Source organism: Roseovarius sp. M141 (assembly GCF_024355225.1).
In the GTDB taxonomy this organism is placed as follows: domain Bacteria; phylum Pseudomonadota; class Alphaproteobacteria; order Rhodobacterales; family Rhodobacteraceae; genus Roseovarius.
In genome coordinates this window covers 69,401-81,635 of sequence record NZ_VCNH01000005.1, presented here as the reverse complement: position 1 = coordinate 81,635, position 12,235 = coordinate 69,401, and the positions used below count along the sequence as shown (strand labels likewise).

Sequence of the window (12,235 nt, the reverse complement as noted above, 5' to 3'; positions counted from 1 at the left end):
GCTCAGCCCCCGGCCGGGGGCGCATCCGGCGTCTCGGCCGCGTCGACCTCGGAAAACAGGGTGCGGAAATGCTCGTTCAGGAACCGCTCGTCGGGGTCGATGGTGTTGCGCAGCGCCTTGAACTGGGCAATCTGCGGCCCAAAGGATTTCATCGCCTGTAGCGGTGTCAGGCTGCCGGTCTGGTTGAACAGCGGTCGGCCCCCGTGCTGCACGCACCATTCATTATAGGCGACCAGAAACCCCTCCCAGCCCTTGGCCCCCGAGGCGACCGGGTCCAGCGTCAGCGCCGGCCAGTCGCGGGTATAGGAAAACAGCCCCGACTGGTCCTGCGCAATGTGGTAGCCCACGTTCAGCATGTCGCAGCGATAGTTGTTTTCTTTGTAGTATTTCTTGCAGAACTTGAAATATTCCTTGATCGTTTCGGGATAGGCATCGCGCGGGAATGCCCAGATCGAAAACGTGTAGGACGCGAAGCCGCCCATCTCGGAATAGCGGATGATCTGGTCGGCGGGGCTGGAGTTCGTGTCCTTCAGTTTGTAGGTCATGAACCACAGCGTCAGCCGGTTCAGCACGTCGATGATTTTATAGCGCAGCCATGTCCACGGCAAATAGGCCAAGACGTTCGAAACGAAGGGCCAGACTGTTTTCCACGTGTAGTTGCGGATCGCCCAGGTCTTGGACCCCGGCGACAGTTTCTCATCCGTGTCATAGCGAAATTCGACCAGCACCCGATCCAGAAACGGGAACAGATACAGCATGATGGACTGCTTGCGCTCCAGCAGCTGGGGCAGGGCTTGGGCAAAGCGGTCGACGGTGAACATCTCGTGATGGACGCCCATCGCCGAGATTTCCTTGACCCGGTAGGTCATCTCGTACGTGATGCCCAGCATGCCATAGCCGGTGCGCAGCGCCGCCAGCAGGGTGGGGTCGCTGTCTTCGGTCACTTCCAGAATGGACCCGTCGACCTGCACGATCTTCATGGCGATGCAATAGGAACAGACCTGACCGAATTCCCATTCGCCGTCGTCGTAGTACGAGGCGTCCTTGGTGCCGCCTGTCGCGCCCGACCCCATGGTCAGGTTGCCCAGTTCGACATTCGCGTAAAATTGCAGGCCTTCCTTTTCCAGCGCCTTGGCCGCGTCTATCAGCAGGCAGCCGGCCTCCAGCGTGATCGTCTTGGCGGCCTTGTCGATCTTCAGGATCTTGTTCATCCCGGACATGTCGCAAACCGTCCCGGCCTCGGCGACGACGCAGCGCGTAGTGGAATGGTGCGAGCCCTTGGCGCGCACGGGGGAGGGGTATCGCTGGGTATCGCTGACGATCCTTTGCAGGTCTTCGGCGCTATTGATCCGTTCGACCGAATTGGCGTGATACGTAATCGAGCGTTTCCAGTTTTGAACGCGGACGCGCGGCATAATAGATCCCCTTCATTTATCGCTAAATACTCAGGCGCGCGTGTTCGTGTGCGCGCCAGTTAATTCATGTGAAAATCCAAAATAACCTGCGGTAGAATTAAGATTTACCATATCATCCTTTGTGTGAACCGGCAAATACGATATGCTTTAAAAGTGGAAAGTACCGCAGTCTTCAGGAGGCATGACTATGCTTGAACGGCTATTGGACTTCGTATTGGGGGTGTGGGCCCGGATTTCCGACCGGACGATTTCCTGGACCCGATTGCCGTTTCTGATGGCGCTGGCGGCGATCATCGGGCACCGGGTCAACCTGCGACATCACAATCTGATCGACACGGAAACCGCGCCGCCCGACCTGAGCGGGCGCAAGATCGACGGCCTGCCCGAGGATTTCGATCCCCGCGAATTCCGCATGCCCGACGGCAGCTACAATGACATGAAATCGCCCTGGATGGGCATGGCCGGTGCGCGGTTCGGGCGCAATGTCGCGCTGTCCAAGGGCTTTGCCGAGCGTGACACAGAACTGCTCAGCCCGAACCCGCGCGAGGTGTCGCGCAAGCTGATGGAGCGCAAGGAATTCGTGCCGGTCGAGTCGCTCAACGTGATGGCCGCCGCGTGGATTCAGTTCATGGTCCATGACTGGCTGGGGCACGGCGCCAACGATCCCAAACGCAAGATCGAGATCCCGGTGCAGGACGACGATCTGTGGCCGCCGAACCGCGAGCCGAACGCGCCCAACGGGCCGATGAACGTGCTGGCGACCGGCGCCGATCCCAGCCGCACCGACGCGGACGAGGGCCGCCCGGTTACGTTTCGCAACGTCGAAACCCATTGGTGGGACGCCAGTCAGGTCTATGGATCATCCTGGGCACGGATGGAGCGGATGCGCCGCGAGGGTGGCAAACGCTCGGGCGCGCGGCTGGAGAATGGCAAGTTTTGGGTCGACGAGCGCGGCCTGCTGCCGCTGGACGAAGATATGCAGGAAAAACGCCCGAAACAGGAGTTATCGGGCGTCAACGGCAACTGGTGGATCGGGCTGAGCCTGCTGCACACGCTGTTCACGCGCGAACATAACGCCATCGTGGATCGCCTGCGCATCGACCACCCGAATGCCAGTGGCGAATGGCTGTTCCAAAAGGCGCGGCTGGTCAACGCCGCCCTGATCGCAAAGATTCACACTGTCGAATGGACGCCCGCCCTGATGGACAGCGATGTCGGGCGCATGGCGATGCGCGGCAATTTCTATGGCCTGTCGGGCGAACGGCTTGCCAAGGGGTTCGGCCTCGTGTCCGACAGCGAAGTCGTGGCCGGTATTCCCGGCACGCCGACCGATCACCACGGGTCGCCCTATGCGATGACCGAAGAATTCACCGCCGTTTACCGGCTGCACGCGCTGCTGCCGGACCAGTTTGAATTCCGATCATCCGATGACGACCGCGTGCTGTTCGAGCGCAACCTGACCGGGGTCGCCTTTGGTCAGGCACGGACGGTCTATGATGGGGCGACGTTCGACGACGCGCTCTATTCCCTGTCCACCCAGCCGCCCGGCGCCATGGTGCTGCACAATTTCCCGAACACCCTGCGAAACCTGTCGAAAAAGCCCGAAGAGGGCGTTTTCATGGACCTTGCCGCCGTCGACATCCTGCGCGACCGCGAACGTGGCGTGCCGCGCTACTGCGCCTTTCGCGAGGCGCTGGGGATGCCGAAAATCACGTCGTTTGAAGAGCTTACCAGCGTCGAGGCAGACCAGAAACTGCTGCGCGAGGTCTATGGCACCATTGATCGCGTCGACCTGTTGATCGGCTGCATGGCCGAGTTCCAGTCGTCCCGCCAGCCCAAGGGCTTTGGGTTTTCGGACACGGCGTTTCGGATCTTCATCCTGATGGCGTCGCGACGCCTGAAATCCGATCGCTTCTTTTCGACCGATTTCACGCCCGAAATCTACACGCCCGCCGGGTATTCATGGGTGCAAAGCAATGGCTTTAGGGATGTGATCCGGCGGCACTCTCCGGCGCTGGCCCCGCATTTCGACGATGTGCGCAACGTGTTCTACCCGTGGGACAGGGCGGGCTGATGGGGCAGCGCATTCGGATTCCGGGCCTGCTGGACCTGCTGATCATCGACCAGCCGGGCGAGATACTGGACGCGGCCGCCGATCCCGTGCTGGACCGGGGGGCGACGCGGCTTGGTCCGATTCTGAACCGGATCATTCAGAATATCCGGCTCCGCTCGCTGCGCACGGACAAGGCGGCGCTGCCATCGGCCCTCCCGCGCGAGGACGCCACGCGGATCGCGATGCAGGACGCGCTGGCGCAGCGGCTGGACCCTGCGGATACGCCTTGGGATGGCGACAGCCTGCAAGCCATCGCCGATTGGTTGCGCGGGGCCAAGGCGCCGATTGGACCGCTGTGCCAGCAGGCGGTCGGGCGCCTGTTCGTGCCGGATTTTCGCGCCACGCCCCGGACATGGCGCGCGGCCCATGTCATCAACCGATCGCTGGCGTTGACCAACCCGGCCCTGCGCCTGCTTTGGGCCCTCACCGGCGAGGTCACGAGGGCCAAGCGCACCCTGTCCGAGGCCATGCACGGCGATCCCGCCGCCGTTCACGCGACCGGCGTGGCCGTGCACACCTTTCAGCGCGCGGTCGAGCGGCTGGACGGCGCGCTGGCTGCTGCACCGACGCGCCGGGCGCTGTCGACCAAGGGCGCGCTTGGCTGTGCGGCGGCAGCGCCTGACACGGTCCTGCGCCATGCCAGCGCGCATGCCGACATCGCCGCAGGCACGGTTGCGCCGGGCACTCTGGTTTTCATGCGCCTTGACGGGGCGGCGCAGCGCAGCGCCGATCCGCGGGTCGCCTTCATGTCAGATAGCTGGAGCGCCTGTCCCGCCCATCGCGTCGTGCCCGCCATGCTGGCCGAGATCTGGTTCCGGGCCACCGGCGAGCGCACTCTGCCCGCCCAAGTCACGTAAGGAGAGACCCATGACCCCCATGACCCCCATCCGCTCTCTTTCCGAAGCGACCGGGCAGGGCGCGGTGCGCACCGACCAGTTCCGCCGTCTGCTGGGCTATGTGCTGTTGGTCGAGGCGGCGTTCGGCCTGTGGCTGTTGCTATCTGCCATCTTTGGGTTCGGCATGACCGAGGTCGAGGCCGCGGGGATCAGCCCCGCCCTGACCGGCGCGTTCGTGCTGTGGGCGGTGATGTTTCAGCTGCCCGGCTATCTGGAGCCGATCCGCAACCGCCTGCCCGTCATCATCGGCGTCATCGGCCGCTACGGCATCGCGATCGTCTGCCTGTTTCTGTGCCTCTGGCTGACTGCGCTGGTGATATTCGGCCTCGCGCTGGCGCTGAATATCGTTTTCAACCGCGCGGTGCGGGCGGTGCTGATGTCGCGGCCCTGACCGCCGGGGGCGTGCCATTAGGGTCGCGATTTTCGAGGAAACGCAGACACTGGAGGGAAACGACCATGGCAAACGTAACGCGCCGCATCGCCGGTCTGCAGATCGGGGGCATGGCGCTGGCCCTGTCGGCCCTGCCCGCCGACGCAGCGGCAAACCCGCTCAGACAATGGTTCATCTACCGCGAATTCGGGCGCACGCCGGAAAACCTGCGCTCGGGCGTCTATTACCGGTTGGCCAATTCCGAAATGGTCGCCCAGTTCCGCTATGACGGCAAGGACCGGCAGCTGGGCGGCATCACATGGGGCTGGATTTCGCGCAGTGGCGACAACCGCTCGATGGGCAGCCCGCAGGTCCGGTTTGCCCGGCTTCTGGAGGATCCCGCCGCCGGGGACCGCGCGCCCGACAGCCAGTACCTGATGCAGGACGAACCGCTGGCCCTGGAGTTCGGGCGCCTTGGCCGGGGGCCGGGCTATCTGGTTTATCGCCCGCGCGCGTCCGAATACCATCTGGCGTGGCAGCGCCAATCGGGGTTTCACCACCAGCGCAGCAACCCGGACATCTACCAGTGGCGCCTGCGCAACGCGACGCGGCGCAGCTTTGACCACCGCAAAAGCGATCTGGTCGAGGAACAGACCTACGCGCTCCATAACGCGGTGGCCAATCAATACCTGCTGGCAATCCCGAAAAGCCGCACCTTGCTGTGGGAAAAGGCCGGGCGATAGGGTTGACCGTTGCCGCATTCAAAACCAGCGCGCCCTAAAATCCAGTTTGGGAATTCACCGGTTCTGGGATATCATCAGGTGGAAACATTATTTTAATTCGTCCAGCGTTTATGATTTTTCTGTCACCGTTTTAAACGTTTGTTTTCAAAGGGGGTGGAGTGGATATTTCGAATTCCTACCAATTCCGGTCTTTGCTGGAAGACAGGGACCTTGTCGAGGAAATCCAGAACAAGGCCGCGCGCGGCGCTTTGAAAGGCACGCGCAAGCTTGGCATGTCCGGCGACGACCTGGCCGAACGTCTGGGCGATGCCGTTCGGGCAGGTGGGCAGGGCGGGCTTGAATCACTGCCCCGCGCCGCAACTGCGCCACCACGACCTAGCGGCGCGCTGGAGGCGATCGTGCTGCTGGAAGGGCGCCCGTCACTGGTTATCCAAGGGGGCAGTTTCATCACGCCCGACAGCGCCATCTGGAAAAGCGAACTGGACACCGCCAGAAGCGTGATCGAGAACGCCGTCGCCCGGACCGGGCGGATCGAGCTGTTCAATCACATGGATCTGGAATGGGTCGCCACCGGCTGGCTGGTCGCGCCGAACGTGATTGCCACCAACCGTCACGTCGCGCTTGAATTCGCGCGCCCGGACGGGGACGGCTTTGTCTTCCGAAGCAACTTTCTGACTCAGCAAATGGGCGCGGCTGTCGATTTCAGGGAAGAGATCGGCACCGTCGACGACCTGACCGTCCGGGTGACCAAAATCCTGTATATCGCGCCGGGTGGCGCCCCCGATATCGCGTTTCTCGAGGTTGAAACCGACGTCCCGCTGCCCGACCCGATTGATCTGGACGCCGCAGCCCCGGCGCGGCGCGCGATCATCGGCACCGTCGGCTACCCGGCGTTTGATCCGCGAAATGGCGCGGATGCGATGCAAGGCATCTTTGGCGATGTCTTTGACGTGAAACGGTTCGCCCCCGGCAAGGTCAGCCATACCGGCACGGGCGAACATTGGTTCGCGCATGATTGCGCCACGCTGGGCGGGGCGTCGGGATCGCCAATGATCAGCCTTGATAGCGGCAAGGTCGTCGGTCTGCATTTTTCGGGACGGTTCCTGCAAGCCAACTTTGCCGTCAAATCCAGTTTTGTCGCCGATGCGCTGGCCGGCCTGTCAACCAGCATTGTCGTGCCCCCGCCGGTCAGGGTCATTGCCGATGGCCGCAACGATGCCGCGCATTTTGCCAATCGCGCGGGCTACAAGGAGGGCTTTCTTGGCCCGGACGTCGCGCTTCCGGGTTTCGGCGCGTGGGCGGGCGATATTTCGGATCCGGGCAATGCGCGCAAGACGCTGGACTACTGCCATTTTTCGGTGGTGATGTGCGCGTCGCGCAAACTGCCGCTTTTGACGGCGGTTAACATAGACGGCAGTCAGGCGCGCCGCGTTTTTCGCAGCAATGACAAATGGTTCATCGACACCCGTATTCCCGACACCGCGCAGCTTGGCAATGAAATATACCTGTCCAATGACCTTGATCGCGGGCACATGGTGCGCCGCCTTGATCCGGTCTGGGGCACCAAGAAAGCCGCCGAAGAGGCGAACGAAGACACCTTTCACTATGTCAATGCGGCCCCCCAGCACAAAAACCTGAACCGGCGCGTCTGGAACAATCTGGAGGATTTCCTGCTGGATTCCGCCAAGGTCAAGGATCTGCGCATGACCGTCTTTACCGGGCCGGTATTTCGCGGCGATGACCGGCTGTATCGGGGGCTTGTGCGGCTTGCGACGGAATTCTGGAAGGTCGCCGTGCTGGTGGATGCCGAAAACGACAGACTTCTCAGCGCGGGCTATGTCCTGAGCCACGGCGAGATGATCCGCGACATCACCGAACTGCCCTTTGTTTTTGGCCAGCACCGGACCTATCAGGTGCAGATCGATCTGATATCGCAGGCCACCGGGCTCGATTTTTCGCATATAGCCGCGCATGACGTGATGCGCCCCGGCGACCATGAAATCGCGCCCGCGCGGGCGCGCCGGATCGAAACAGCCCGCGACCTGCGCCTGTGAGCGCACCCCTCAGGAAAGGAAGTGATCCATGAAAGCGGCAATTGTCATTCCCGGCATCATGGGAACCCGCCTGCACCTGTGCAAACAGGATGGAAGCCGCGGCGAAGAAGTCTGGCCACCCAAACCGAGTGAAGTCATCTTTGGCTACAACCGCATCGCCGATTTGCAGCGCGCGGATCTGGTGGTGGGCGACATCATCGACAATATCCTGTGCTACGATTTTTACAATCTGATGGACCAGCACCTGAAGGCGTTGAAATACGGCAAGACCTCGGCTGACCGGCGGCAGGTGAATTTTGCCTATGACTGGCGGCAGGACAATTTTCAGACCGCAGATCGCCTGGCCGCGACGCTGTCGGATCTGCACGATCAGGGGGCAGAGGAAATCCTGCTGCTGGCCCACTCGATGGGGGGAATGGTCGCGCGGCTGATGCTGGAAGGCGGGAAGTTCGACGCTGAGCCATGGTTCAGCAAGATAACCCTGCTTGCCACCTTCGGCACGCCGCATCTGGGCGCGCCTCTCGCGCTGGCGCGGGTGTTCGGCATGGACAGCGCGCTAGGGATCAGCGGCAAGGATTTCGCGGCGCTCGCCGCCAACCGCGATTACCCATCTGGCTATCAGCTGATGCCCGCCCCTGGAGAGGCCGCGATCTGGAACATCGCGGGGTCAAGCATCACGCCGCTTGACCCCTATGATCCGCCCGTTGCCGCCGATCTGGGCATGGACGATCAGCTGGTTGCCAGCGCCCGGGCCGTGCATGATATCCTGTCACGCGAGGGCCGCCCGGCGCACATACGCTATGCCTATTTCGCGGGCACGGGGCACCAGACCGCCACGCGCGTCAATGTCGTGCACACGCCGGGGCAGGGGGTGAACCACGCGCAATCCGTGGTCACGAAAACCGCGTCGGCAGGCGATGGGACGGTCCCGCTATATTCGGCGATACCCGCCCGCGGTCTGCGCCAGATCGTGGTGAACGAGCATGCGACCGTCTTCAAGGGGCTCGCGTTCAAGAGGGTCCTGTTCCGGTTGTTCGGTCAGGATGCGGGCGACCCACTGGAGGTGTTACCGGAAGGCGTGCAGCCCGGTGAGGTTCAGATTCAGCTGTCCCTTGACAGGCAGGTCTATGATCTGGGCGAGTCCGCCGAACTTGTGATGACAATCGTCGACCCGTTTGGCGACAATGGTCAGGCTGACAGCATCAAGGGCAAACTTGTCCTGCAAAAGCTGGACGACGATCAAAAGGCCAGCGGCGCGCCAAAGGAAATCCCGGTTCTTGTACAGACGGCGCCGGTTTCGACACTGTCACTGTTTCTGTCGGATATTCCGGGCCACGGGCTGTATCAACTGTCGTTCGACGGGCACCCGGCCGCCGCCGCTCCGGTCGCCTTTGCCGTGCGTCAGGCATCATCGTGAAGACAGGGTCGTGAATGGCGCGCGCGCCTGCCGTCCTATCCCAGAGATCCGCGATCAGGCGCCCTCTGTTGCCAGCCTCGGGATTTCCCCGGCCAGCCACCGCTGTTTGATCACGCGGTTGCGCTTTTTCCCGCTGGAGGTTTTTTCAATCGTGCCACGGCGCACCGGCACGATGTCACTGGGCACAAAGCCAAAGCGACCCAGAGTGAGGCGGCGTATTGTTGCAATGCGCTCGGTGGCCTGCGCGGTGGTCCACGGGGTCGGGCTTTCGATCAGCAGGATTTGGCGTGGGGTCTGCGTGTCCATCGCGTCCGTGCCGAACAGCCGGGACCGGCCGGGGCCGACAAAGGGCAGGGCCTCGATTTCCAATTCGACGTCGCCCGGCACGATATGACGGCCCGCCACCGTCATCGTGTCGTCCTGCCTGCCGACGAAATAAACCTCGCCCGCCGCCGTGAACCCCAGATCGCCGGTTTTCAGATACCCGCAGCCCAAGGCCCGCCGGGTGGCTGCCGGATCGTTCTGGTAGCCATCGGTCAGGCAGGGGCCGACCAGTGTGATTTCACCCAGACGCCAATCGGGCAATCCTACTCCGGCGGGGTCGCGGATCGCCAATGTGCACCCGGTATTGGGTTTGCCGATCGAAACGATTTCTGAGCTGTCCGGGCAGGTTGGCCCCGGGATCACCCTGTCGCCGTCGATCCGCACATGTTGTCGCGCGACCGGGCCAGATCCGGAACTGGTGCATCCCAGCGCGTATTCCGCCATCCCGTACCCGGTGCGCAGATTGGCCGGGCCGAGGCCCAGCGGACCCAGCCGCCGCATCAGATCATCCATCACCAGCGGGCTGATCTTTTCCGCGGCGACATACAGCACCAGCCGGGACAGATCGCAGTCCTCTGCGCTCAGGCGCCGCGCTGCGCGCAATGTGGCGGCGAGGATGGAGCTGGTGGAAAAGGTCAGATCGCATCTGCGGTCGGACAGGGCACGAAACCAGCGGGCGGGGTTGCGCACGTAGTACTCCGGTGGCGCCAGCAGCGCATCGGCGCCGCAATACAGCGGCATCAGCATGCCGATGAACAGCCCCATGTCGTGATAGATCGGCAACCACGACCCGACCGAACCGGGGCTGATCGCAGGGTCGCCCACGCGGTAGTTTTCGCACAGCTGCTCTAGCTGGGCCGTGATCATCGCGTAGCGCACCCGCACACCCCGGGGCTGGCCGGTGCTGCCCGAGGTGAACTGGATCAACGCCAGATCCGCCGCGCCGCATTCGGCTGCGGGCGGGTAGGGCGCGGAGGCGGCCATCAACTGCGCGATATGCAGATCGCGCGCGCCGTCTGGCCGGTCGGGACCGGCGGGCGCGGTGCCATGTATGACCGCCTTGGCCGCGCATATCGCGATGACGTCGCTCACCAGGTTCCGGCCACATTCCGCCGCGCGCTGCGGGCGCAGCGGAACCGCCACCGCCCCCAGATGCCAGATCGCCAGCAAGGTGATCACGGCGTCCGAGCCGGTATCGAGCAGCGTGATAACCCGGTCTTTGGCGGTGATCCCGTTCTGCGCCATCCCGCCCGCCATGCGCCGCGCCCGGGACAGGATATCGGGCAGCGGCAAATCGATGTCTTCGGCAGGGAAGCGCCATATCGGATCGCGATCCGCAGGACGCGCGATCATCTGCCTGAGGGCGCTCATACCGCCTAGATCCTGCGCACCGCAATCGCGGCGTTCACCCCGCCAAAGGCAAAGGACTGCGACACGGCCGCTGAAAAGGGCTGCGCGCGCGCGGCGTTCGGCACGCAGTCGATATCGCATTCCGGGTCCGGCCCCTGATGGTTCACCGTGGGCGGAACGACGCCCTGCGCCATGCCGTTGAGGGTGGCGATCAGCTCCAGCGCGCCGGCGGCGCCAAAGGTATGGCCGATCTGCGATTTGGTCGACGACATCATCAGATTGCCCGCATGCGGGCCGAAAACGGCATGTGCGACCTGTGTTTCCACCACGTCATTCAGCGGCGTCCCGGTGCCATGGGCGCTGACATAGGCCACGTCGCCGGGGGGCATGGCCGCATCCTTCAGCGCCAGCGTCACCGCGCGCACCGGGCCGCGCAGCGTAGGCTGCACCGTATCGCGCGCGTCCGACGACATGCCAAACCCGGCGATTTCGGCAATGATGTTGGCCCCGCGCGCCTGCGCCGATGTCAGGGTCTCGATCACCAGAACGCCCGCGCCTTCGCCAAAGGCCAGCCCGCCGCGCCCGATGGAAAACGGGCGGCAGGTATCCGGCGCCACCGTGCGGGCGGCATCAAACGCGCGCATCGCGGAATACAATATATTGGCCTCGGTCCCGCCGGTCAGGGCGACATCGGCGTAGCCATGGCGCAACATCATCGTGGCCTGCGCCACCGCATGCGATCCGGCAGCGCAGCCGGTGGCGATCACCATGCCGGGGCCAAGGATCTGATGTTCGATCGCAATGATCCCCACCACCGCCTGATGGTTCGTACGCGGCACGGTCATCGGATGCGCGCGGGGCCGCTTTTTGCCAAAGAGCTGACGGGCCACGTCCTCGCGCGATTTTTCGCCGCCGCCGCCGCAGCCCAGAATGATGGCCGCATCGCTCAGCTGCGCGGCGCCGAGGCCGGCATTGGCCACGGCCTCGCGGGCGGCGAGCTGGGCAAATTGCACGAAGGGTTCGGCAATCAGCAGCTCGGTATTGGTGAAATGATCCTCGGGCACGTAATCGGCAATGACGGCGGCGGGGCGCGTGATCTCCAGATCTTCGAACGACCGCGTTGTCGGCGCAATCGCGGTGCGCCCCTCGCAGATCCCCTGCCAATAGCGCCCAAGGCCGACGCCGAACCCCGTCACCGCGCCCATGCCGGTGACAACCACCCGGTGCGATCCGTCGGGGCGGCGCAGATCGATCTGGCTCATGCGGCCTCTTTCTTGCTCAGCAGCATCAGCACGATGTCGACCAGCTCATCGGGCGTGTCGAAAACGTCCAGACCGGAATCGACGATGACGATGTCATAGAGTTCCTCGATCTCGAAAATGACGGTGATCATTTCAATCGACGTGATGCCCAAGCTGGAAAGATCCGTTTCCAGCGTGATGCTGACATCGGCCATCGTCGGGATGACCTTGTCGATGCACCCCCGGATCTCGGCCCAGAGTGTGGCCTTGTCGGGCAACGATGCGCTAGAGGTGGTCATTCGGCAATCTCCG

At 63.4% G+C, this 12,235-nt stretch carries 10 protein-coding genes; 6 read left to right on the top strand and 4 right to left on the bottom strand.

Translation table 11 applies throughout. From position 1 onward, the window contains the following. Nucleotides 1-2 precede the first annotated feature (2 nt). Nucleotides 3-1,415, bottom strand: a complete 1,413-nt coding sequence (locus tag FGD77_RS03505) for an FAD-binding protein (RefSeq protein WP_255006422.1) — start codon at nucleotides 1,413-1,415, stop codon at nucleotides 3-5. A 181-nt stretch (nucleotides 1,416-1,596) separates the two neighbouring features. On the opposite strand from FGD77_RS03505, the gene FGD77_RS03500 reads away from it, so the two are divergent. The 6 genes from FGD77_RS03500 to FGD77_RS03475 all read left to right on the top strand — a co-directional run bounded on the left by FGD77_RS03500 (nucleotide 1,597) and on the right by FGD77_RS03475 (nucleotide 9,008). After that, nucleotides 1,597-3,489: a peroxidase family protein gene (locus FGD77_RS03500; RefSeq protein WP_255006420.1), complete on the top strand. Its 1,893-nt coding sequence runs from the start codon at nucleotides 1,597-1,599 to the stop codon at nucleotides 3,487-3,489. Then, nucleotides 3,489-4,385, top strand: a complete 897-nt coding sequence (locus FGD77_RS03495) for a hypothetical protein (protein WP_255006418.1) — start codon at nucleotides 3,489-3,491, stop codon at nucleotides 4,383-4,385. The genes FGD77_RS03500 and FGD77_RS03495 overlap by 1 nt, the downstream gene beginning before the upstream one ends. Before the next feature lie 10 nt (nucleotides 4,386-4,395). Continuing rightward, complete coding sequence (locus FGD77_RS03490) at nucleotides 4,396-4,815, top strand: hypothetical protein (RefSeq protein WP_255006416.1); 420 nt, start codon at nucleotides 4,396-4,398, stop codon at nucleotides 4,813-4,815. Nucleotides 4,816-4,880: 65 nt separating this feature from the next. Beyond that, entirely contained in the window at nucleotides 4,881-5,537 is a 657-nt protein-coding gene (locus FGD77_RS03485) for a hypothetical protein (protein WP_255006414.1), read from the top strand. Nucleotides 5,538-5,695: 158 nt separating this feature from the next. Beyond that, nucleotides 5,696-7,591 carry a DNA/RNA non-specific endonuclease gene (locus FGD77_RS03480; RefSeq protein ID WP_255006413.1) on the top strand — a complete coding sequence of 632 codons (1,896 nt, stop codon included), beginning with the start codon at nucleotides 5,696-5,698 and terminating at the stop codon, nucleotides 7,589-7,591. Between the two features lie 28 nt (nucleotides 7,592-7,619). Beyond that, complete coding sequence (locus tag FGD77_RS03475; RefSeq protein WP_255006412.1) at nucleotides 7,620-9,008, top strand: hypothetical protein; 1,389 nt, start codon at nucleotides 7,620-7,622, stop codon at nucleotides 9,006-9,008. A 54-nt stretch (nucleotides 9,009-9,062) separates the two neighbouring features. Here FGD77_RS03475 and FGD77_RS03470 read toward each other — a convergent pair whose 3' ends face one another. From FGD77_RS03470 to FGD77_RS03460, 3 genes are read right to left on the bottom strand one after another with little or no spacing between them, the layout of a single operon-like run. Next, on the bottom strand, nucleotides 9,063-10,703 hold the full coding sequence (locus FGD77_RS03470) for an AMP-binding protein (RefSeq protein WP_255006411.1): 1,641 nt from the start codon (nucleotides 10,701-10,703) through the stop codon (nucleotides 9,063-9,065). Between the two features lie 5 nt (nucleotides 10,704-10,708). Beyond that, on the bottom strand, nucleotides 10,709-11,944 hold the full coding sequence (locus tag FGD77_RS03465; RefSeq protein ID WP_255006410.1) for a beta-ketoacyl synthase: 1,236 nt from the start codon (nucleotides 11,942-11,944) through the stop codon (nucleotides 10,709-10,711). Further along, entirely contained in the window at nucleotides 11,941-12,222 is a 282-nt protein-coding gene (locus FGD77_RS03460; RefSeq protein WP_255006409.1) for a phosphopantetheine-binding protein, read from the bottom strand. The genes FGD77_RS03465 and FGD77_RS03460 overlap by 4 nt, the downstream gene beginning before the upstream one ends. Nucleotides 12,223-12,235: the final 13 nt, after the last annotated feature.